Raw genomic sequence first — 22,647 nt, 5'->3', positions numbered from 1 at the left:
TGAGTTATATCGCAAACTGGGGTTGAAAAAAAACGCCCACCGCAGAGTGTGAGCGTTATATTCCTCTTTTATTGAGTGGAACCGTGTTAGCGGGTTTACACTCGAAAGGCAGTGATTTTGCTATCCAACTCTTCGGCGTTAGTTTGCATGATTTCTGACGTTTCTAACAGTTCGCTCATCACGGTGACTGAGCCTTCAACCAATTCGCGGACATTATTGAGATTTTTGTTCATCTCTTCCGCCACACTGCTTTGCTGGCCGGCGGCAGAAGCAATTTGGAAGTTCATATCATTTAACTGCTGCACTTGGCTGACAATCCCATCCAGCTCAGTGCCTGCATTGGTGATCAGCTCAACTCCATCCGCTGCTTGTACTACGCTTTTTTCCATTAAATCGACCGCGCTGTTGGCACTCTGTTGCAACTGAGTGATCATCTCTTGAATTTCCACCGTCGCATTTTGGGTACGCTGCGCCAGATTACGCACTTCATCAGCCACCACCGCAAAGCCACGTCCAGCTTCACCGGCACGCGCCGCTTCAATCGCCGCATTGAGCGCCAATAAATTGGTTTGTTCTGAAATGCCACGAATGGTACCAACCACACTGCTGATCGCGACCACTCGCTCTTCAACCTGATTGACCGCGTGAGCAGAAGCGCTAATGTCTTTTGACAATTCACTCATTTTACTGATGGTGCTTTTCACAAACTGCTGACCGGTATCGGCTTGCAGTGAGGTGCTTTCGGTCAGGGATGAGGCATTTTGCGCATGTTCCGCCACAGTTTGGACGGTCGATGACATTTCACTCATCGCTGTCGCCAGTTGATCAATCTCATTGAACTCTTCCAGCGCCGAATCTTTGGTTTCCGACATGCTCATAGTCATCACTTCAGTCAATGAAGTTAATTCCTGTGAGGCGTTGATCTGCGTGCGGATCAACTCTTGCAGTTGATGACGCGTTTTCTCTAGTTCACGCGCCACATCACCATACTCATCCTTACAATCCATATTGATCGGTTGCGATAAATTACGCTGTGCCATTAACTTAATCGCATCATTCAGATACTGAGTTTGGCGCAGCATGACTCGTGCAACAAACAGCAGCAGTACCGCAAAGAAAGCAATTAATAACAAGGTTTGCCAAAAGATTTGCACCAAGTAGTTATCATAATACTGCTGGGCGACTTGCGCATTTTGGGTAGCCGAAAGCAGTGATTGGTAGAAAATACTGGCATCCCATAGCTGCTTGCCAACGATCAACACCGTGCTGAATACCATTAGTATCACCATTTTCGGCACTAAGCGAAAATCGGTAATTAAACGCTCCCACGGCTTAAAAGACATCGTTGTCATGATCCTGACTCCATATTATTGAGATTAGGTAACCAAACTGAGCGCGTAATAATGCAATCAGTTGTACGAATAATGCCGATGATAACAAACATTAAACTCAACCAATGCGCGGCATATCGCTAATTCTTTCGTTGAGTAAAATAATTTGTGAGCTTGGTCGGCTTCCCGAGCATTCTCGCCACCTTACTATCGGCTTCTACCACCAAAACTAAAGAGTTTTTACCATGGTGTAGCAAGCAAACAGGGAGGCCAAAGCCTCCCTGATCTCAATCAAACTCAGTGTTCAACAACGAAATCTTGTTACTCACACCAATAACGATGCGCTTCAACCCCCATAGTGCGGCTCTGCTCCATCGCATGCAGAATTGAATTTTCTTGACGGTTTAGCCAGCGTTTCAGTTGATCTTGCTCGTCACCTTGCAGTAAATCCACCAGCCGCTCTAACGGCTTCAAGCGCAGTAGATCATCAATGCCATGCAATAAATCGGCCCACGGCATACGAAATGCCTGACGATCTTCCGCCGCATACAAGTTGGCAAAACTGACCCCTGTGTACAAATTGCGCATTAAACGATACTGCTGATCGATGTACTCTTGCACGGTTAACACTTTACCCGGTGGGAAAGCTTCCATTAACTCAGCCCAAGCTCGATCAAGTTTTCTTACCGCAAAGATTTCCAGCGGCAGTGCCATTTTTTCACGCGCTTTGTCGTCTAAAAACGGCTGCCAGCCACGGGTCAATACCCAGCGACTGAGATCGAGCAATAGTCCGGTATAACGCGCACTACTCAACAAGCGCAGAGTATCCTCACGCTGGGGTAAACTTTCTTGCAGAGTTTTTAGCTCAGTAACCAAGAACTTACGCGCATCCAATTTACGCAGCGCATAGCCTTTATCCTCTTGCAAACTGGCAAGGTATTCAAACTGTTTTAGCCACTGCAGCTCTTGCTCTAACCATTTCAATTCTTGACGTAAAATGGCACTGGCACGGCGCGGTATCACCCCTCCGTACACTGAGAGTAATTGGCGCAAATAGCTGACCGCGTGGTGTATTTCATGTAGAGCGGCCACCTCTTCACGTTCAGTGTAAATCTGCTCGTGGTGCTGCCAATGGTCAAGGGCATGTTCCAGCGCACGGATGAAGCACGATTCAGCGGTATCATTTTTATCGACACTGACCAGTGCCAATGGCGTGATCGGCTCACCCGCGTGGTTAGCCGCTAACCGATAGCCACGCGCGGCTTTACTTAGGTTACCTAAGCGCATGCCGCCCTGTTCACACAACTGACGTGCCAAGGTAAACAGTGCATCGGTTTGCCCTGATTTAAGCTCTAATTCCACTTCACAAATCGGCTGTTGGCGCTCACCGGCCACCACCACACCTTGATCAAAAGCAACTTCCACTTGGCTACCATCAGCCATGCTAATCAGCCATTGTTCACGGGTAAAATTGGTAGAAAACAGTGGCAATAGCTCGGCTTGCAACTCGGTCAACGGTTTCGCGGCAGGCCAAATATCCATCGGGTGTAAAGAGAGATCGGGATCATTACTATGATGTTCGGCATTAAACTCTGGACGCTGATGCAGACCTGCTACCACCCGGCCAGCGGTTTTCACCGTTTGGACATACACTTCATCAAAACGACGGATGCGCAAGCCAATATCATGCTGGCGTAACCAGTTGTCAGGTGTATCAAAGTACGTGTTTCCTAGCTCGCGACAGCTGTGCTGAAGTACTTTAGTTTCAGAAAGTTTGGCGCATAAAATCGTCGAAAATTCTGGAGAAACAAAAAACTTCAGTTCTATCTCGGTTTCCATAGTTATACCTTTCGCTGCAGATGCCGACAGGATATTGCCTTATAGACATAGGAGCAAGAGAGAAATATCCGTTCAATCGTGATCTAAAACAGTTTTATTGCGCCAGTGTTTGAGTTAACATGCGCGCCTTTATAGCCAACGCTCAACATTTCACCATATTATGGTGTATGTTATTTAAAGGTTATAGCTATTAGGTTGAATGACCATGCCAGTAAATACAATTATGGGGTTATTTGCAAAGTCCCCAATTAAGCCTTTGCAACGTCATGTTGTGTGTGTGAATGAATGCTGCTCACATCTGATCAATTTCTTTGAAGTTTGTAACAAAGATGATTGGGAAACGGCCGGTGAAATTCGTGCACAAATTTCTCACCTTGAGAAAGAAGCTGACGTGTTAAAACGTGAAATCCGCCTTAAACTTCCTCGCGGTTTGTTCATGCCAGTCGATCGCAGTGACATGCTTGAACTGCTCACCCAACAGGATAAATTAGCTAACCTTGCCAAAGATATTGCCGGCCGAGTGTATGGCCGTCAGCTTATCATCCCTGAGCCTCTCCAAGAAAACTTCATCGCTTACGTCAAACGCTGTTTAGATGCAGCGAACCAAGCGCAGAAGGTGATCAGCGAGCTCGACGAGTTATTGGAAACCGGATTCAAAGGCCGTGAGGTCACCCTCGTGGCTGAAATGATCCATCAACTGGATGTGATTGAAGATGACACCGATACCATGCAGATTCGCCTGCGCCAGCAACTGATGGCCATCGAATCGAAAATGAATCCGATTGATGTCATGTTCTTGTACAAAATTCTTGAATGGGTGGGCGGCATTGCCGACCAAGCGCAGCGCGTTGGCGCTCGCTTAGAGCTGATGCTTTCTCGTTCTTAAATTTAAAGTTAACCAAATAACGAAGAGCAACCATATGATGACAACCCGCTAGGCGCTAAGTACTCACTACGCTGAAGGTTGTCATATGCATAAAAAACAAGCAAAGGTTGCTCCGCTTGTTATCAACAACTAGGTATTACGATGGAAATCCTTGCAAACTACGGCACTGTGTTGATTATTGTGGCAGCTGTCTTCGGTTTCTTGATGGCAATTGGTATTGGTGCCAATGATGTGGCCAATGCCATGGGCACTTCCGTAGGGTCAAAAGCACTCACTGTTAAACAAGCAATTATTATTGCGATGATTTTTGAATTCGCAGGCGCTTACTTAGCCGGTGGTGAAGTAACGGAAACTATCCGTAATGGGGTTATCGACACTTCACTTTTCGTAAATACGCCGGATGTGCTGATCTACGGCATGATGTCAGCTCTGCTGGCAGCTGGAACTTGGTTACTGGTCGCCTCTTATATGGGCTGGCCAGTTTCCACTACCCACTCGATTATTGGTGCGATCATCGGTTTTGCGTGTGTGTCGGTAGGCACTGAAGCGGTCGATTGGAGCTCAGTACAAGGCATCGTCGGTAGCTGGCTGATCACGCCAGTCATTTCTGGCTTATTTGCTTACCTGATCTTTGTCAGCGCCCAACGCCTGATTTTTGATACCGAAAAGCCGCTGATTAATGCTAAGCGTTTTGTGCCAGTGTACATGTTTATCACTACAATGGTGATTGCTCTGGTGACCATCAAAAAAGGCTTGAAGCACGTTGGCCTACACCTTTCAAACACCGAAGCTTGGATGTGGGCGGCGGTAGTCTCTGCGATTGTGATGGTCGGCGGCTACTTATACATTCAACACAAATTTGCCAATCGTGATGAAGACCACGGCTTTAGTGGTGTGGAGAGCATCTTTAGCGTATTAATGGTGATCACCGCCTGTGCGATGGCCTTTGCCCACGGTTCAAACGATGTAGCCAACGCGATTGGTCCATTGTCAGCGGTGGTTTCAACCGTTGAGCATATGGGTGAAGTGGCAGCGAAAAGCTCGATCGCATGGTGGATCCTACCGCTTGGTGGTTTTGGTATCGTGGTTGGCTTAGCCACACTGGGTCATAAAGTCATGGCCACTATCGGTACTGGAATTACTGAACTGACGCCAAGCCGTGGTTTCGCCGCTCAGCTTGCCACCGCCTCTACGGTAGTGCTGGCTTCTGGTACTGGTCTGCCCATTTCAACCACACAAACTTTGGTGGGTGCTGTGTTAGGGGTCGGTTTTGCACGTGGTATTGCCGCACTTAACTTAGGCGTAGTGCGTAACATCGTCGCCTCTTGGGTGGTCACCCTTCCTGCTGGTGCGCTACTGGCGGTGGTGTTCTTCTACGCTATTCAAGCAGTGTTTGCCGGCTAAGCCTAGGTAAAATCAGAGTTAGCCAACCGTCAGGATTGGCTCAAACGCACAGAAAGGGAGGCTTAGCCTCCCTTGTTAGTTGCAGCGCTTACCAAAACTGCATACTATTTGCGACACATTTGATGAGACCTATCACTAAACCTATCTTTAACCTAAGGGATTTACTGTGAAAAAACTGATCTGCATGGTGCTACTTTCCATGTTGGCTGCACCAACGTTCGCGCAAGAGCGCTACATTGCCGATAAACTCTTCACTTACATGCATTCAGGCCCAAGTAACCAATACCGTATTCTTGGCAGCATTGAAGCAGGTGAAAAAGTTAAGCTGCTCAGTGTCAATAAAGAAAATGGCTATAGCCAGATCAGCGACGAACGCGGCCGTACCGGTTGGGTAGAAAGTCGCTTGATTAGCCGTCAAGTCAGCAATGCACTGCGCCTACCCGCACTAGAGCAAGAATTGGCAGATGTGAAAAAACAGTTAGCCAATGCGCGACAAAATGCCGACAGTGAAAAAGCAGGACTGGCCGAATCCCTTGAGCTGCGCAATCAACAGATCACCGATCTGGAACGTAGTTACAGCGAGATCAGTAAACAGCTCACCCAGTCACAAACGGAAATTCGCGAACTGCGCGCCAAACTCGATACGCAAAAAGAAGATTTGCTGCTCAAATACTTCACCTATGGCGGTGGTGTAGCGGGGATCGGCTTACTATTTGGTTTGCTATTACCGCATATTGTGCCACGCCGTAAACGTAATCCTTCTGGTTGGGCCTAACTATCCAGCTTGCTTAGACAAAACGGTCACTCAGGTGACCGTTTTGTTTTAGCTCTCTTTAATCGTTGGGCAATAAGAGTTGGGCTGAACCTAACCTTTCCAGTCATACAGTGCTGGTATTTCGATCTCCTCGCCACCAAAGATAATCACGCTGCTTTGGGGTTTGATACTCTCTAGTTTCACTTCGGGTGTCAGCATCTCTCCTTCGCGATACTCTACCCCATTCACTTTTATCCAGCGTTTTTGGTCATTACTGGAAAAAGCATGCATCTGAAAATTCAGTGCTGGAAGCTGCCCTTGGTAACGATCGCTGTGTTGAGTTAATGGCACCGCCGCAGAAGTTGCTGTGGTTGGGGCGGCTGACTCACTGGATTGATCGCGCATAATCGCCTGAACACGCAATGCTAATTCAGGCGAAAGCTGAGTTAAATCGAGCTCGCCCAACGCCTGATTTGACGCACTCTGTTGACCAGAAGCTTGGATTGTCGCCGGTGGTGCCACAATGTTTCCAGCTAAGGACGTCAAATCCTCTTCTAGATAGGGTTCATCGAGTACTGATTCGACAAAGGTCGGTTGCAGATCCTCAAATTCGGGATAAGTTAAACGCTCTAATGGCGCATCAACTTGCACCGTTTTAGGCTCGGTTGGTCGATTAGCCACTTCCTGCTGCACTTGTTCATAGCGTTGGTAAGTCATCACTCCCGCTGTCACTAACCCCGGAACGAGCCACAGCATTAAATGCAACCAGCGTGATGGACTCATCGCTGTGGGTTCTTGCTCGGTATAAGCGAGATCACTGACTGGATGAGCTTGTTGATAATGGTGCTGAGATTGCTGCAAGGCATGCATTACTTTTGACATTAGCCCTCCTCCTGCAAACTTGGCGCTTGCTGCTGGGTCAATAGCTCAAGGCGGCGTAAGGTTTGTCTTCCTGCGATACCATCAACATGCATATTTTGCCAACGTTGGAATAACTCAACTTTACGCGACAAATCCTTATCAAATTGCTCACGCGGACGTTCAGGCTCACCTAACACTTGCGCCAATTTGCTCTCGAGTAACGCGACATCTCCCCCTTGCATTCCCTGTTTTAAGGTTCGGGAAAAACCACCTTGCCAAAGTAGAGCAAACTGCCCATTCCATAGCGGCTCTAGCCATTGACGTGCAACACGATAACGCTCGCCATTCACCAACAGCTCAACTTGCTCGCCCGTTAAGCGATACAGCACTGCGTAAACTGGCACTTCATCCAGCACTAAAGTCAATACTGCTGGCAAATCGTAAGTCTGCAGCGTTGACCAATCTCCGCTCTGCTCTTCGCACCAGAGCGCGGTATCCGCCTGAGTTTGGCAAAACCGCTCCATCACCGAGGCTTGATACCCCCAAACTGCATACAGGGTTTCAAAGGCATGCTCGCTACTGGTCGCATTGAGTAACGCACTGCGTAGTGCTGGTGGGAAAACCATCTGCTCGATCGGTGACACCACTTCTGCTAGCGGAAAATAGCTTTGCATCGCCCGATCAAGCTGGAGTGGTAATTGCCATGCCAATACTGCGCTCAGCACAATCCCCCCCAATGCGCTGGAAAGATAAGAGAGTTTGCGCGCGGGTGGTTTGCTTGATGTCACTTGATAAACGGAGGATTGAAAGCTCATCACTGCTTGGCAGGCAAGCTTAATTCTCGCCAAACTCAGCGTTTGCTCACCCGCTTGATAAGCTTGCTTTAGCGCCGCATCACACACCAGATTAATTAAACGCGGAATACCGTGAGTTTGCTTAGCTATCCATAGGCACCCTTTACGTGCAAACAGCGCAGGATCACCCCCAGCTTGCTCGACTCGAAAGTGAATATAATGTACACATTGCTGCTCGGTGAGCGGTAACAGATGATAGCGTCCCGTAATCCGCTGCGCGAGCTGGCGTAATTGCGGCATGCGCAGTTTATCTTGCAACTCCGGTTGACCAATCAGTAGCACTTTCAGTAGTTTATGCTGGTCGGTTTCTAGATTGGTTAGCAAACGCAACTGCTCTAACACATCCGGAGCGAGGTGCTGTGCTTCATCAATCATCAAGAGTACTTGTATGCCTTGCGCGTGCTCGGCCAACAAAAACTCATGCAGCACTTGTGTGAGCTTTTTTAACGTCGCTTGTTTCGGATAGCTAACCTCAAACTCATCGCAAATCGCTTCCAACAGCTCCAGATCGGAAAAAGTCGGATTGAGGATCATCCCGGCGCGCGTTTTGCCCGGCAAACTGGCCAAAATCGCTCGAGCGACAGTGGTTTTACCGGTTCCCACTTCACCAGTGAGCATCGCAAAACCGCCACCATCGCCCAAACCGGCTTGCAGGTGTACTATGGCTTCCTGATGACGCTGACTCAGATAGAGATAGCGCGCGTTGGGGACGATCGAAAACGGTAACTCGTCAAACCCAAAGAAGTGTAGATACATGCTGGTTAACCCTATTCATCACTGTGGGTGCAACGTATCATTGCTGACTAAGATTAGCCAATGCCATTCATGTAATTTTTTGAGACTCTATGATGCAAATTTATCTAGTCGGTGGCGCAGTGCGCGATCAATTACTGCAACTTCCTGTCTATGACCGTGATTGGGTGGTGGTCGGCAGCAGCCCACAAGCCATGTTAGCGGCGGGCTTTCAAGCCGTAGGCAAAGATTTTCCCGTATTTTTGCATCCGAAAAGCAAAGAAGAGCATGCTCTTGCTCGTACCGAACGCAAAACCGGGGTTGGTTACACTGGGTTTGCCTGCCATTACGCGCCGAATGTGAGCCTAGAAGAGGATTTGCTGCGCCGCGATCTGACCATCAATGCCATCGCGCAAGATCAAGCAGGCCAACTGATCGATCCTTATGGGGGTCAGCGCGATCTTGCCGCGAAAGTGCTGCGCCATGTCTCTCCGGCTTTTGTGGAAGATCCGCTGCGCGTACTGCGCGTAGCGCGCTTTGCGGCCAAGCTGCATCATCTCGGTTTCACGGTTGCCGAGCAGACCATGCAGTTGATGGCTGACATTGCTCAGTCAGGTGAGTTACAGTACTTAACCGCTGAGCGAGTGTGGCAAGAGTGGCATAAATCACTCTCAACCAATCATCCCGAAGTGTTTTTACAGGTGCTGCGCGATTGTGGTGCGCTCGCCATTGTCCTGCCCGAAATCGCTCGTCTGTTTGGTGTTCCACAACCCGAACAGTGGCACCCAGAAATCGATACTGGCATTCATACCTTAATGGTGGCGAAGCAAGCGGCACGACTTTCTAATTCGCTTGCGGTGCGCTTTGCGGCGCAAGTGCATGATTTAGGCAAAGGAGTGACACCGCCAGCTGAATGGCCAAGCCATAAATTACACGGCCATACTGGACTGAAAATCATTGAATCATTGTGTGAACGGATTCGAATACCGAATGAGTTTCGCGAGTTGGCGCTCGCAGTGTGTGCGCAGCATTCCAATATCCACCGTGCGGACGAATTAAAACCCGCCACCAAACTCAAGGTGCTCGGGTTGTTGGATGTGTGGCGTAAGCCTGAGCGGCTTGAGCAAGTGTTATTGTGCTGCGAAGCGGATCATTGTGGCCGTTTAGGTTTAGAGGCCGAGCCGTATCCACAACGCGACATTTTCCAGCGCGCTTATCAAGCCGCGCTCAGCGTAGAAGTACAAGCTGTGATTGCAGCAGGCTTTCAAGGTAAGCATATCAAACAAGAGTTGGATAAACGGCGCGTGGCCGCAATTAGCGACGTCTAAGCTTCATTTCCATCCACAGTAGCAAAGCAAAACGCCCTGCAATGCAGGGCGTTTGATTTATCACGCAACCGTTATGTCAACGGCTGTGCATCGGCTCGCTTAAAATTAAGCTTGGCCTTTTACTTCTTTCAGACCGTTGAAAGGAGCACGTGCACCCAGTGCTTCTTCGATACGGATCAGTTGGTTGTACTTAGCAACACGGTCAGAACGGCTCATAGAACCAGTCTTGATTTGACCTGCTGCAGTACCTACCGCTAGGTCAGCGATAGTTGCATCTTCAGTTTCGCCTGAACGGTGAGAGATAACTGCAGTGTAGCCAGCATCTTTTGCCATCTTGATCGCAGCCAGAGTTTCAGTCAGAGAACCGATTTGGTTGAACTTGATCAGGATAGAGTTTGCGATACCGTTGTCGATACCACGTTTCAGGATCTTGGTGTTAGTTACGAACAGATCGTCACCAACGATTTGGATTTTCTTACCCAGTTTCTCAGTTTGGTATGCGAAACCATCCCAATCAGACTCGTCCAGACCGTCTTCGATAGAAACGATTGGGAACTTCTCAGTCAGCTCTTCTAGGAAATCAGAGAAACCGTTAGAAGTGAAGATACGACCTTCACCTTTCAGGTTGTATTCTTTCTTCTCTGCATCGTAGAACTCAGAAGCAGCACAGTCCATCGCTAGCGTGATGTCAGTACCCAGTTTGTAACCAGCTGCTGCTACTGCTTCAGCGATGACTTCTAGCGCTTCCGCGTTAGATTTCAGGTTAGGTGCGAAACCACCTTCGTCGCCAACTGCAGTGTTGTAGCCTTTAGACTTCAGTACTTTAGCTAGGTTATGGAACACTTCTGCGCCCATACGTACTGCTTCTTTCAGAGTTTTCGCGCCAACAGGTTGGATCATGAACTCTTGGATGTCGACGTTGTTGTCAGCGTGCTCACCACCGTTGATGATGTTCATCATTGGTAGAGGCATTGAGAATACGCCTGGAGTGCCGTTCAGCTCAGCAATGTGCTCAAACAGAGGCATGCCTTTTGCTGCTGCTGCTGCTTTCGCGTTCGCCAGAGAAACCGCTAGAATCGCGTTTGCACCGAAGTTTGATTTGTTTTCAGTCGCGTCTAGGTCGATCATGATTTGGTCAATAGCTGCTTGATCTTTTGCATCTTTGCCAACCAGAGCGTCTGCGATAGGGCCATTAACCGCAGCCAGCGCTTTCAGAACGCCTTTACCTAGGAAACGAGACTTGTCACCGTCACGCAGTTCAAGCGCTTCACGAGAACCAGTAGATGCACCTGATGGTGCAGCAGCCATACCTACGAAACCACCTTCTAGGTGAACTTCAGCTTCTACTGTTGGGTTACCACGTGAGTCAATGATTTCACGACCTAGAACTTTAACGATCTTAGACATTAATGTTTCCTCTCAATTGAATTTAAATGTCAAAACTAAAAGGGTAGCCACACAGCTAAAGTGGCTACCCGTATCCTTTTACTTCAATTTACCGCGTTGGTACTGACCTGCTGCTTTGACAAAACCAGCAAACAGAGGGTGACCATCGCGTGGGGTTGAGGTGAATTCTGGGTGGAACTGCGCTGCTACAAACCATGGGTGAGCAGGGTTCTCAATCACTTCAACCAGCTTCTTATCTGCTGACAGACCAGAAACCTTCAAACCTGCTTTTTCAATCTGAGGACGCAGCAGGTTGTTCACTTCGTAACGGTGGCGATGACGCTCATGAATCGTCGCACTGCCGTACATTTCATAGGCTTTGGTGCCTTTTTCAAGGTGGCACAGCTGTAAACCAAGACGCATAGTACCGCCAAGATCCGATTTTTCGCTGCGCTCTTCAACATTACCTTCACCATCAACCCATTCAGTGATAAGGCCTACCACTGGATATTTGGTACTTTTATTAAACTCAGTGGAGTGTGCACCTTCCATACCCGCAACGTTACGCGCGTATTCAATCAGTGCCACTTGCATACCTAGGCAGATACCAAGGTAAGGAATTTTGTTTTCACGCGCAAACTGTGCAGCGCAGATTTTACCTTCAATACCACGGTCGCCAAAGCCACCCGGTACCAAAATCGCATCCAGACCATTGAGCACATCAGTGCCTTTGGTTTCAACGTCTTGTGAATCGATATACTTGATGGTCACATTCAGACGATTCTTCAGACCCGCATGTTTCAGCGCTTCGTTGACCGACTTGTAAGCATCTGGCAGTTCGGTGTACTTACCGACCATACCGATAGTCACGTCACCCGTTGGATTGGCTTCTTCGTAAATCACCTGTTCCCATTCCGACAGATCTGCTTCTGGCGCGTTGATGCCAAAGCGTGCACACACCAGATCATCCAGCCCTTGCGAGCGGATCAGTTGTGGGATCTTGTAGATAGAATCGACGTCTTTCATCGAAATAACGGCTTTTTCTGGCACGTTACAGAACAGAGCGATCTTCTTACGCTCGTTGGCTGGGATCATGCGATCGCTACGGCACACCAGAATATCCGGTTGAATACCAATCGAAAGCAGCTCTTTGACCGAGTGTTGGGTTGGTTTGGTTTTCACTTCACCGGCAGCCGCGAGATAAGGCACTAGCGTTAAGTGCATAAACATCGCATTTTCACGGCCAACTTCGATCGCCAACTGACGGATCGCTTCCATAAATGGCAGTGATTCGATATCACCGACGGTACCGCCTACTTCAACGATCGCGATATCATGGCCTGCAGAGCCTGCAATCACGCGCTCTTTGATCGCGTTAGTAATATGAGGAATAACCTGAATAGTAGCACCGAGATAATCGCCACGACGCTCTTTGCGTAGTACGTCAGCGTAAACACGACCTGCAGTAAAGTTGTTACGCTTGGTCATCTTGGTACGAATAAAACGTTCGTAGTGACCAAGATCTAGGTCGGTTTCTGCGCCATCTTCCGTAACGAACACTTCACCGTGTTGAGTTGGGCTCATGGTGCCTGGATCAACGTTGATGTAAGGGTCAAGCTTCATCATGGTCACTTTAAGACCACGAGCTTCAAGAATCGCTGCAAGGGATGCCGCTGCAATACCTTTACCTAGAGAGGATACAACCCCGCCAGTAACAAAAATATAATTTGTCGTCATGTTTAACCTGAAATTGGTTGAATGAGGGAAATGAATTTCATCTGGACGGGACAAAACTATACCAGAACCCCCCCACTGCCACAACGTGAAATCTATCACACTCAATTTTTTATTTTTTGCTTCAAATCAAACCAAATTGATGCAAAGCCACCAAAACGAATACCTGCCAACTTAGTTTTGCTGGCCCATTGGGCGGTTTTTTAGCGCCGAGTGAAGATGTTGGCAACTCGGCTAACCCAGCCCGGTTATTGGTTATTGGTTATTGGTTATTGGTTATTGGTTATTTTCCGCCTGTTTGACTTGCTGCCAAAACTGATCGAGCTCTAACAAACTGAAATCTTGCAATGACTTATGTTGCGCTCTCGCTCGCTCTTCAACCCCTTGAAAACGGCGCACAAATTTAGCGTTGGCTTTGCTCAGCGCCATCTCAGGATCATGGCCCAAATGGCGCACTAAGTTGACGGTCGCAAATAATAAATCACCCAACTCGAGTTCGACTTTTTGAGTATCCACATCCACCTGCAGCGCTTCGTGCATGACCTCTTCGACTTCTTCATATACCTTATCCACCACCGGGCCAACGCTATCCCAATCAAATCCATATTGAGCACATTTTTTCTGGATTTTATCCGCACGTGACAAGGCGGGTAACGAACGCGGCACCGCATCAAGGATGCTCTGTTGATGCTTGCCAGCCAGCGCTTTTTCTCTGGCCTTTTCCGCTTGCCAGTTGGCATCAATTTGCGCTTGATTATCAAATTGAGCATCCGCAAACACATGGGGATGGCGGCGAGTTAGCTTCTCATTTACCGTTTCGACCACATCACGAAACTCAAACAGCCCCTGCTCTTTGGCCATTTGGCTGTAGAAAATCACCTGAAACAGCAGATCGCCCAGCTCTTCACGCAAATTCGGCCAATCGCGCTGGGTGATGGCATCCACCACCTCAAACGTCTCTTCAATCGTGTACGGCGCAATCGTGTCAAAGGTTTGCTGTTTATCCCAGGGACAACCTGATTCAGGATCACGTAGACGACGCATAATTTGCTCAAGTTGTTCAATTGGATGTGACATAGCTTGCCTTATATGTGGAGATTTCATTTAACCTAAGCGTTTGACCAGCATCACATCTTTGATCTGTTCAATCCGCTTGGAAACTCGAACTAGCGCTTCCACGTTATTGACCTCAAGATCGAAATCCATAGTGATGATCTGCCGCTTATAGTCTGAGCGACTCTTCATGCTCGCCACTTTGATTTTTTCATTGGCTAGTAGGGTGGTGATATCTTTTAGTAAACCACTGCGCTCCATCGCCTCAATGCGCACCGTTAGCAAATAACTGCCAGCAAAACCACTGCCCCATACGGTATCAATGATCCGCTCTGGCGCATGATGACTCAGCTCTTCTAACTGCTCACAGTCACTACGGTGTACCGAAATCCCCCGACCTTGGGTAATGTAGCCACGGATTTCATCACCGGGGATCGGCTGACAGCAGCGTGCTAAATGCGTCATCAGGTTATCCACCCCTTCCACCACCACCGCATCTTTATGCGGCCGATTAGCGCTGAGAGGTCTGTTTTCCTGCAGTTTCTCAAGCACCAGTTTATCTTGTTGCTCTGCGGTGGGCTTGTTGACTAATGCATTGATGTGGTTAACGATTTGGTTAATGCGCAGATCGCCGCTGCCAATCCCAACATACATTTCATCGACGCTGTTGACGTTAAAACGCTTGAGTGCGTAAGCCTCGGCATGTTTCAGATTGGCACCAATTTTGGCTAATTCACTCTCGAGAATTTCACGGCCAGCGTCGAGATTTTTCTCACGGCTCTGTTTGCGAAACCAAGCGTTGATCTTAGCCCGTGCACGCCCTGAGTGGACAAACCCTAGCGATGGGTTAAGCCAGTCACGCGATGGATTAGGCTGCTTGGCGGTAATGATCTCCACCTGATCGCCCATCTGCAATTTATGGGTAAACGGCACGATACGCCCCGCTACTTTGGCACCGATACAGCGATGACCCACTTCAGAATGGATGTGGTAGGCAAAATCGAGCGGAGTGGCGCCCATGGGTAAATCCACCACCTCGCCTTTCGGAGTAAAGGCATACACCCGATCATCAAACACTTGGCTGCGCAACTCATCAAGCATCTCGCCTGAATCGGACATCTCTTCTTGCCAATCGAGCAGTTTACGCAGCCAAGTGATTTTCTCATCATAACCACTGCGGGCAGCGCTGCTGCCTTCTTTGTATTTCCAGTGCGCCGCGACCCCAAGCTCTGACTCTTCGTGCATCTGTTTGGTGCGGATCTGGATTTCGATGGTTTTGCCTTCTGGGCCTAAAATGACAGTATGGATCGATTGATAACCGTTCGGCTTAGGGTTGGCGACATAGTCGTCGAATTCGTTCGGTAGATGACGATATTTAGTATGCACGATACCGAGCGCGGCATAACAATCTTGCAGTTTTTCGGCAATAATTCGCACCGCTCGCACATCAAATAGCTCATCAAAGGCGAGACTTTTTTTCTGCATTTTGCGCCAAATGCTGTAGATGTGTTTGGGACGCCCACTGACTTCGGCATTGATCTCCGCCAGTTGCATTTCAGCACGTAAATCGTCGACAAAGTCACGAATATACTGCTCGCGCACAATCCGCCGCTCAGATAACTGTTTGGCAATCTGCTTGTACGTCTCTGGCTGCTGATAACGAAACGCGTAATCTTCCATTTCCCATTTCAGTTGCCCAATACCGAGTCGGTTGGCTAACGGCGCATAGATATTGGCACACTCTTTGGCCGCCACACGGCGCACATCATCCGGCTCATTTTTCACTTCACGCAGATTACAGATCCGTTCGGCCAGCTTGATCACGACGCTGCGAAAATCATCCACCATCGCGAGCAGCATCCGGCGCACGTTATCCACTTGAGCGGAAGCTTCACTGCCATGCAAGGTGACATTGAGCTGGCCAATCGCCGCCATCTCTTCCACACCTTGGATCAATTTCAGTACTTCTCGCCCGTAGCTCTCTTGCAGCGATTCGCTATCTAACACGCCACTGCTGGCGATCGGAAACAGCAAAGCCGCCACCAACGTTGGGCGATCCATCGACAAAGTGATCAAAATTTCGATCATTTCGCGCCCACGCCATAGCAGCAGCGGGCCTTGTGAATGGGTAGCCAGCAACTGCTCACAATCGCGATACACCTCGGTCAATTTCGCCGCGGTTTTCGCCTCTTGTGCGAGACTGGTGATCCAGGTTGCGAGTTCAAACTGTTGATCTGGGTTTAAGTGTGCGCTGCGTACCGCAACCATTGATATCATCCTAATAATTGTCTTTGTTAGCCTTCGACCGACGCCTCAATAAACCGTTTAGCGATTAGCCTTTTTTACAAACAGTGCCATCGATTCGAGATGGCTAGTATGGGGGAACATATCCAACATACCTAATTTTTCTAAACGAAATCCTTGGCTTAATAAGCTTTGACTATCACGAGCCAATGTCGCGGGATTGCACGAGACATACACCACCCGCTCAGCCCCTAGTGCCGCCAATTGTTGTACTATACCTTCCGCACCCGCTCGCGCAGGGTCGAGCAGTACTTTAGCAAATTTCTGCTGCGCCCATGAGGCGCGTGTCATATCTTGTTCCAAATTCGCCTGATAAAACACCACATTGTTAACTTGATTCAACTTGGCGTTATGGGTGGCGTGTTGCACCATCTCGGCCACCCCTTCCACGCCAACCACTTGGTGCGCCAAGTTAGCCAACGGTAAAGTGAAGTTACCTAAACCACAAAACAGATCCAGCACCTGATCTTGCGGGTTAACCTCTAACCAAGCGAGCGCCTGCGCCACCATCTGCTGATTCACGCTACGATTAACCTGAATAAAATGGCTCGGTAAGAAACTTAACCGCGCCCCGGCTTCCTCACAATAGGCGATTTCCCCTTGCACATGTTGCAGTTGTCCCGCCTCTAAGCAGAGATAAAGGCTCAATTGGTGCTGGGTAGCAAACTCGCTCAAACGGTCATGATCTTGCGCTGCTAGCACACCGAGATGGCGCAGCAGCAGTACTCGTGTATTGTCGCCGCGCACCAATTCAACATGGCCCAATAATTCAGGCTGGCTCCAATCACTCAGCAGTGATTTTAAAGGGGGGAGCAAGGCATTTAAGCTCGCCTCCAGCACTGGGCAGTCGGTAACTCCGACGATCGCTTTACTCTGCTTACGGCGAAAACCAAACTGCAATTGCTGGGCTTTTTTATCCCATTGAAGACTGAGCCGTGCCCGACGACGATAACCTTGATCATCAGAGCAAATCGGCGGCGACAGAGCAAGCGTCTGCTTAGCAAACTTGGCCATTAATTGACTTAATGCTTGCTGCTTGTGAGTCATTTGTGCCGCGCGTTCTAAATGCTGCAAATCACAACCACCGCACTGTCCGTAATGCTGACAAAATGGCGCAACCCGCTGTGTGCTTGGCTGCAACACTTTGATCAACTGACCTCTGGCGTATTTGCTTTTGCTTTCCGTGAGCTGGATCAGCACCTGTTCGCCAGGCAAAGCGCCGTCAACAAACAACGGCTTATTGTGCCAAAAGGCCAGCCCGCTGCCTTGATGATCCAACCGTTCAATACTGACCGGTTGATGCTTTTTGTCTAACGTAGTGGGTTTTTTCGGTTGAAAGAAACGTGCCATGCTTTGTGCTCAAGTGTTGAAATCGGTGTGTTTTCGCCCCAGTGTCACTATTCTGCGCTGGGAGGATTGTCGAAGCTGAGCGTGTTGATTAAGCTAGCGCTAAGCCTGCCTCACCCAATTTCGAATTAATGTGGGGTATTTTCCCATATCCACACCACAATGTTTAGACAATAATGAATCGAAGATATGGCTTGCGTGCCCGCGTAATTACCCTCACTCTGGCTCCCACCCTGATTATTGGTCTGCTGCTCAGTGCGCTGTTCTCTTTTAACCGCTATCACGACTTAGAAAACCAAGTGATCAGTTCTGGCGCGAGCATCATCGAGCCACTGGCGATCGCCAGTGAAGATGCGCTGCGTATCCAGAGCCGCGAATCGGTACGCCGCATCATCAGCTACGCACACCGCAAAAACTCCAAGTTAGTGCGCAGTATCGCGGTATTTGATCTCCATCATGAACTGTTTGTCACCTCCAACTTTCATCCCAATTTTGAACAGTTGATGTACCCCAAAGATCAGCCGATCCCATTTTTAAGTAGCTCAGTGATTGATGAAAACACGCTGATTTTGCGCACTCCGATCGTCTCCGAGCGCACCTTACTCGAAAATGGTGATGCCAATCCGGCCACGCCAGTCACTGGCTATATCGCGATTGAACTGGATCTTTCATCACTGCGCTTACAGCAATACCAAGAAATTTTCTCGGCCGGCTTAGTGCTGGTGATTGGCATTTTACTCTCTGCAGTGTTTGCGTTTCGTTTGATGCACGATGTGACCCGCCCGATCACCCATATGAAAAATATGGTCGACCGGATCCGGCGCGGACATTTGGATGTACGGATTGAAGGCAAAATGCACGGCGAATTAGATGCCCTGAAAAAAGGCATCAACGCGATGGCGGTGTCTCTGTCAGAATACCATGTCGAGATGCAGCACAGCATCGACCAAGCCACTTCCGATTTGCGCGAAACCCTTGAGCAGCTTGAAATTCAAAACGTGGAGCTTGATATCGCCAAAAAACGTGCCCAAGAAGCGGCGCGAGTTAAATCTGAATTTTTGGCCAATATGTCGCATGAGCTGCGCACCCCACTCAATGGCGTGATTGGCTTTACTCGGCAGATGCTCAAAACCCAGTTGACCAACAGCCAAACCGACTGTTTACAAACCATTGATAAATCGGCCAATAACCTACTAACCATCATTAATGACATTTTAGATTTTTCCAAACTGGAAGCGGGCAAACTGGCCCTTGAAAACATTGCCTTTGAATTTCAAGATGTGCTGGAAGAGGTGGTCAACCTACAAGCCACCAGCGCCCACGAAAAAGGGTTGGAGATCACGCTTAAAATCGATCCGAAGATCCCTCGTGGCGTGGTTGGCGATCCACTGCGTATTCAGCAAGTGCTGACTAACTTAGTCGGTAACTCGATTAAGTTTACCGAGCGCGGCAATATTGATGTCAGCATCGAAATGCGCACTCAACGTGACGATATGATCGACCTGCAATTTATGGTGCGCGACACTGGGATTGGTATTTCGGAGCGCCAACAAGCTCAGCTATTCCAAGCATTTAGTCAAGCTGATGCCAGCATTTCACGCCGTTATGGTGGTACTGGCCTTGGGCTGGTTATCACCCAGAAATTGGTCAGCCATATGGGCGGCGAAATCAGCCTCACCAGCCGTTTACACCAAGGCTCGACATTCTGGTTTACTCTGCGTTTACACACCACTGAGCTGCCAATCAATGATGGCTATGACGCCCAATTACTGGCCGATCGTCATTTACTATTGATTGAACCGAATATGCAAGCGGCCGCAATTGTGCAGCAAACCTTGCAGCAAAGTGGCTTGGAGGTGACCTATCAGTCCACGCTCCCAGAGCACGATCAAACCTATGACTACGTACTACTCAACCTCGCGCCGAATAAAGAAATCAATCCTAGCCTAGTGCAAACCTGGGTACAGCGCGCACTCACGATCAGCCAGCATGTGATTGTTGGCATGCCAACCACCGAATTAGCTCTCGCCGATCAATTGATGCAACACTACCCGATCAAATGCATCAGCAAGCCGCTGTCACGCAAAAAACTGCTGCAAACCCTAGCCGCACAGCAACCCGCTTTAACCAGTAGCAGCGCTCCTAAGCCACAAGCCGCGAAACTGCCACTGCGTGTGATGGCCGTAGATGATAACCCCGCCAATCTCAAGCTGATCACAGCCCTACTGCAAGAGCGAGTGGAGTGTGTGATCGCTTGCACCAGTGGCCAAGAAGCGCTCGAGCAAGCACAACAACGGCAATTCGATATCATTTTGATGGATATTCAGATGCCACATATGGATGGTGTCACCGCTTGTAAAGCGATTAAGCAGCTCGACGGCTATCAAGAGATTCCGGTGATTGCCGTCACTGCGCATGCGATGGCGGGTGAACGAGATCGCTTACTTAACGCTGGCATGGATGATTACCTGACCAAACCGATTGATGAGCCGGTATTGCAGCAGGTATTAATCGACTGGGATCCTCATTCGTCCAAGCAGGCTATCCGCAAACCTTTCTCCGCCGGAGAGGCAGCCTCCTCAGCAATAGCAGAGTCACATCAGCAGACAATGGTAAAGGATGATGAGAGGGTGATTGATTGGTCACTGGCGTTGCAACAAGCCGCCCATAAACAAGCTCTGGCCCAAGAGATGCTGAGCATGTTAGTCGATTTTCTACCGCAGATGGCCAATGTGGTCAATCTCGCGTTAACCGATCCGCAGTATTCGGCAAGTGATCTGCTGCACCATATCCACAAACTGCATGGCAGTTGTGCCTACAGTGGTGTACCGAAACTGCGCCGAGTGTGTGCCAATCTAGAACAAGCGCTGCGCAGTGATGTCACGATTGCAGAACTGGAGCCAGAACTGTTTGAGCTACAAGATGAGATGATCAACGTGATACAAGCCGCGGCCGATTATCTGCCGAGTGAGGATTAATTCGCCGCAGGAGGCGCCGTTTAACGCTCGAAAATAACCGTCGCCATTGCATAACGGCGTTCATCCGATAAAGAAAGATGAATCGAACGCACCTCAAGCAAGGCGGCTAATTGCGCGGCTTTACCGCTTAAACTTAGCAGCGGCTTACCCAAAGCATCATTACTGATGGTGAAGTCGTGAAAGGTCACGCCCTGGGCAATTCCAGTGCCTAACGCTTTCGAGGCCGCTTCTTTGGCCGCAAAACGCTTGGCTAAAAATCGCCCTTGCCGCTGCAAACTCTGAAACTGCTCGAACTCCGCATCGGTGAGGATACGGCGCGCAAAGTTTTCACCTGAGCGCGCCAATGCCTTTTCCACTCGTTCGATTTCAGTAATATCAGTTCCAAGACCTACAATCATCGGCTTAACGACGTGCCGCCAGCATCAAGGCTTTCATATCGGCGACCGCTTTGGCTAAACCATCAAACACGGCACGACCAATGATCGCATGGCCGATGTTAAGCTCGTAAATTTCAGGGATTGCCGCAATCGGCGCAACGTTATGGTAAGTCAGACCGTGGCCAGCGTTGACGGTGATCCCCAGATCATCAGCATAAGCCGCAGCCGCCGAAATTTTTTTCAGCTCATTTTGCTGCTCAAGCTCGCTAGATGCGTCAGCATAATGGCCGGTATGCAGCTCGATAAACGGTGCGCCACAACTTTTCGCCGCATCAATTTGCTCACGATCCGCGTCAATAAATAGCGAAACTTTAATCCCCGCCGCGGTGAGTTTTTGGGTCGCCGCTTTAACGCGCGCTAGCTGACCAACCACATCCAAGCCACCTTCGGTGGTGAGCTCTTCACGCTTTTCTGGCACTAAGCAGACATATTCTGGCTGAGTTTGCAGCGCAATCTCGACCATCTCATCGGTCACCGCCATTTCTAAGTTCATACGCGTTTGCAACGTTTCGCGCAAAATACGCACATCGCGATCGGTAATGTGACGGCGATCTTCACGCAAATGAATAGTAATGCCATCGGCACCAGCACGTTCAGCCATTTCCGCGGCATGCACCGGGTCTGGATATTGGGTGCCGCGCGCATTACGTAATGTCGCCACGTGATCGATGTTCACACCAAGATAAATCGAGCTCATTTTTCTGTACTCCGTGCTCTAGGGAGAGCTGTTTGACGAAACAACTCACGACTTTTTAAAGGTTTGCCGCCAAGATACGGCTTTAAGGCCAAACGTGTAAAGCGTTTTGCCGCTTGCAATTGAGCTTGGCTGATAAAACGCCGCTCACTGATCGCAATCAGCTCATCACCGAGAAAAGTGAGATTATCGCGACGCAGTGACGCCATAAAGCCTTTTTGCTCGCGGTAGCGGTAGGTCATCTGTGGCGCAACCGGTTCGCCACTACCAGCACAATGTAAAAAATCCACCCCATAACCCAGTGCGGTCAGTAACGCTAACTCAAAGCGCCGCAGCGCAGGCTCCGGATTGGTACTTTGCGCCAGTTCCGTCAAAGCAAACAGATAATCATGAAATAACCCAGGGCTTGCGACTTCAGGCATCAAGACTCGATCGATCAGCTCATTGATATACAGCGCAGAATACAGACAGACACCCGACAGAGGTAAACCGAGGCTGATCGGCTCAGCTTGGCGTAAGGTTTTCATCGAGCCATTGCCCGACCATTTTAGCAGGAGCGGAGTAAAAGGTTGCAGCGCACCTTTAAGATTGGAACGTTTGCCACGCGCCCCCTTGGCCATTAGGCTGACTCGGCCATACTCCTCACTAAACACATCAAGGATCAAGCTCGATTCACTGTAAGGGCGGCGATGCAGAACAAAACAGCGTTGCAGTCCGTCTGACAT

General features: G+C 49.2%; 17 protein-coding genes. 5 read left to right on the top strand and 12 right to left on the bottom strand.

Features of this window, described 5'->3' with window-relative positions:
• Nucleotides 1-95 precede the first annotated feature (95 nt).
• Nucleotides 96-1,352, bottom strand: coding sequence for a methyl-accepting chemotaxis protein (locus tag G7083_RS08435; RefSeq protein WP_166014366.1), 1,257 nt, complete (start codon nt 1,350-1,352; stop codon nt 96-98).
• A 300-nt stretch (nt 1,353-1,652) separates the two neighbouring features.
• Nucleotides 1,653-3,170, bottom strand: coding sequence for an inorganic triphosphatase (locus G7083_RS08430; protein ID WP_166014365.1), 1,518 nt, complete (start codon nt 3,168-3,170; stop codon nt 1,653-1,655).
• 205 nt (nt 3,171-3,375) lie between these two features.
• Between G7083_RS08430 and G7083_RS08425 the strand changes: the two genes are divergently transcribed.
• From G7083_RS08425 to G7083_RS08415, 3 genes are all read left to right on the top strand, one after another.
• A complete protein-coding gene (locus tag G7083_RS08425) occupies nt 3,376-4,056 on the top strand; it encodes a TIGR00153 family protein (RefSeq protein ID WP_166014364.1) in 681 nt (226 codons plus the stop codon).
• Between the two features lie 141 nt (nt 4,057-4,197).
• Nucleotides 4,198-5,460, top strand: coding sequence for an inorganic phosphate transporter (locus G7083_RS08420; RefSeq protein WP_166014363.1), 1,263 nt, complete (start codon nt 4,198-4,200; stop codon nt 5,458-5,460).
• Between the two features lie 166 nt (nt 5,461-5,626).
• Nucleotides 5,627-6,235: a TIGR04211 family SH3 domain-containing protein gene (locus G7083_RS08415; RefSeq protein ID WP_166014362.1), complete on the top strand. Its 609-nt coding sequence runs from the start codon at nt 5,627-5,629 to the stop codon at nt 6,233-6,235.
• A gap of 90 nt (nt 6,236-6,325) precedes the next feature.
• Here the strand turns inward: G7083_RS08415 and G7083_RS08410 are convergent, their stop codons facing one another.
• Nucleotides 6,326-7,096: a general secretion pathway protein GspB gene (locus G7083_RS08410; RefSeq protein ID WP_166014361.1), complete on the bottom strand. Its 771-nt coding sequence runs from the start codon at nt 7,094-7,096 to the stop codon at nt 6,326-6,328.
• Nucleotides 7,096-8,685 (bottom strand): ExeA family protein, encoded by a 1,590-nt coding sequence (locus G7083_RS08405; RefSeq protein ID WP_166014360.1) that lies wholly within the window; start codon nt 8,683-8,685, stop codon nt 7,096-7,098. Before G7083_RS08405 ends, G7083_RS08410 begins: the two co-directional genes overlap by 1 nt.
• 92 nt (nt 8,686-8,777) lie before the next feature.
• On the opposite strand from G7083_RS08405, the gene G7083_RS08400 reads away from it, so the two are divergent.
• Nucleotides 8,778-9,989 carry a multifunctional CCA addition/repair protein gene (locus G7083_RS08400; RefSeq protein ID WP_166015020.1) on the top strand — a complete coding sequence of 404 codons (1,212 nt, stop codon included), beginning with the start codon at nt 8,778-8,780 and terminating at the stop codon, nt 9,987-9,989.
• 105 nt (nt 9,990-10,094) lie between these two features.
• Here G7083_RS08400 and eno read toward each other — a convergent pair whose 3' ends face one another.
• From eno to rlmD, 5 genes are all read right to left on the bottom strand, one after another.
• Complete coding sequence (eno, locus tag G7083_RS08395) at nt 10,095-11,396, bottom strand: phosphopyruvate hydratase (protein WP_166014359.1); 1,302 nt, start codon at nt 11,394-11,396, stop codon at nt 10,095-10,097.
• Between the two features lie 78 nt (nt 11,397-11,474).
• The gene (locus G7083_RS08390; RefSeq protein WP_166014358.1) at nt 11,475-13,112 is read right to left on the bottom strand and encodes a CTP synthase; all 1,638 of its coding nucleotides are present in this window, start codon (nt 13,110-13,112) and stop codon (nt 11,475-11,477) included.
• A gap of 273 nt (nt 13,113-13,385) precedes the next feature.
• Nucleotides 13,386-14,186, bottom strand: coding sequence for a nucleoside triphosphate pyrophosphohydrolase (gene mazG / locus G7083_RS08385; protein ID WP_166014357.1), 801 nt, complete (start codon nt 14,184-14,186; stop codon nt 13,386-13,388).
• Nucleotides 14,187-14,213: 27 nt separating this feature from the next.
• Nucleotides 14,214-16,430 carry a GTP diphosphokinase gene (gene relA, locus G7083_RS08380; protein ID WP_166014356.1) on the bottom strand — a complete coding sequence of 739 codons (2,217 nt, stop codon included), beginning with the start codon at nt 16,428-16,430 and terminating at the stop codon, nt 14,214-14,216.
• A gap of 57 nt (nt 16,431-16,487) precedes the next feature.
• Nucleotides 16,488-17,816 (bottom strand): 23S rRNA (uracil(1939)-C(5))-methyltransferase RlmD, encoded by a 1,329-nt coding sequence (gene rlmD, locus G7083_RS08375; RefSeq protein ID WP_166014355.1) that lies wholly within the window; start codon nt 17,814-17,816, stop codon nt 16,488-16,490.
• 173 nt (nt 17,817-17,989) lie between these two features.
• On the opposite strand from rlmD, the gene barA reads away from it, so the two are divergent.
• On the top strand, nt 17,990-20,791 hold the full coding sequence (gene barA / locus G7083_RS08370) for a two-component sensor histidine kinase BarA (protein WP_166014354.1): 2,802 nt from the start codon (nt 17,990-17,992) through the stop codon (nt 20,789-20,791).
• 20 nt (nt 20,792-20,811) lie between these two features.
• On the opposite strand, the gene acpS is transcribed toward barA, so the two are convergent.
• The 3 genes from acpS to recO are packed head-to-tail and all read right to left on the bottom strand — an operon-like array spanning nt 20,812 to nt 22,647.
• The gene (acpS, locus tag G7083_RS08365; protein ID WP_166014353.1) at nt 20,812-21,189 is read right to left on the bottom strand and encodes a holo-ACP synthase; all 378 of its coding nucleotides are present in this window, start codon (nt 21,187-21,189) and stop codon (nt 20,812-20,814) included.
• Between the two features lie 4 nt (nt 21,190-21,193).
• Nucleotides 21,194-21,925 (bottom strand): pyridoxine 5'-phosphate synthase, encoded by a 732-nt coding sequence (gene pdxJ / locus G7083_RS08360; protein ID WP_166014352.1) that lies wholly within the window; start codon nt 21,923-21,925, stop codon nt 21,194-21,196.
• Nucleotides 21,922-22,647: a DNA repair protein RecO gene (gene recO / locus G7083_RS08355; RefSeq protein ID WP_166014351.1), complete on the bottom strand. Its 726-nt coding sequence runs from the start codon at nt 22,645-22,647 to the stop codon at nt 21,922-21,924. The genes pdxJ and recO overlap by 4 nt, the downstream gene beginning before the upstream one ends.

Source organism: Vibrio sp. HDW18, assembly GCF_011306175.1.
Classification (GTDB): Bacteria; Pseudomonadota; Gammaproteobacteria; order Enterobacterales; family Vibrionaceae; genus Vibrio; species Vibrio chanodichtyis.
Note: the sequence above shows the minus strand (reverse complement) of the source record. Positions and strands in the feature narration are given on the sequence as shown.

Bases quoted from the DNA above. Each gene is read 5' to 3' on its own strand.
- mazG (WP_166014357.1), bottom strand. From the start codon at position 14,186: ATGTCACATCCAATTGAACAACTTGAGCAAATTATGCGTCGTCTACGT.
- G7083_RS08410 (WP_166014361.1), bottom strand. From the start codon at position 7,096: ATGTCAAAAGTAATGCATGCCTTGCAGCAATCTCAGCACCATTATCAA.
- G7083_RS08405 (WP_166014360.1), bottom strand. From the start codon at position 8,685: ATGTATCTACACTTCTTTGGGTTTGACGAGTTACCGTTTTCGATCGTC.
- G7083_RS08390 (WP_166014358.1), bottom strand. From the start codon at position 13,112: ATGACGACAAATTATATTTTTGTTACTGGCGGGGTTGTATCCTCTCTA.
- pdxJ (WP_166014352.1), bottom strand. From the start codon at position 21,925: ATGAGCTCGATTTATCTTGGTGTGAACATCGATCACGTGGCGACATTA.
- G7083_RS08430 (WP_166014365.1), bottom strand. From the start codon at position 3,170: ATGGAAACCGAGATAGAACTGAAGTTTTTTGTTTCTCCAGAATTTTCG.
- G7083_RS08420 (WP_166014363.1), top strand. From the start codon at position 4,198: ATGGAAATCCTTGCAAACTACGGCACTGTGTTGATTATTGTGGCAGCT.
- G7083_RS08400 (WP_166015020.1), top strand. From the start codon at position 8,778: ATGCAAATTTATCTAGTCGGTGGCGCAGTGCGCGATCAATTACTGCAA.
- rlmD (WP_166014355.1), bottom strand. From the start codon at position 17,816: ATGGCACGTTTCTTTCAACCGAAAAAACCCACTACGTTAGACAAAAAG.
- G7083_RS08425 (WP_166014364.1), top strand. From the start codon at position 3,376: ATGCCAGTAAATACAATTATGGGGTTATTTGCAAAGTCCCCAATTAAG.
- recO (WP_166014351.1), bottom strand. From the start codon at position 22,647: ATGTCAGACGGACTGCAACGCTGTTTTGTTCTGCATCGCCGCCCTTAC.
- relA (WP_166014356.1), bottom strand. From the start codon at position 16,430: ATGGTTGCGGTACGCAGCGCACACTTAAACCCAGATCAACAGTTTGAA.
- acpS (WP_166014353.1), bottom strand. From the start codon at position 21,189: ATGATTGTAGGTCTTGGAACTGATATTACTGAAATCGAACGAGTGGAA.
- G7083_RS08435 (WP_166014366.1), bottom strand. From the start codon at position 1,352: ATGACAACGATGTCTTTTAAGCCGTGGGAGCGTTTAATTACCGATTTT.
- barA (WP_166014354.1), top strand. From the start codon at position 17,990: ATGAATCGAAGATATGGCTTGCGTGCCCGCGTAATTACCCTCACTCTG.
- eno (WP_166014359.1), bottom strand. From the start codon at position 11,396: ATGTCTAAGATCGTTAAAGTTCTAGGTCGTGAAATCATTGACTCACGT.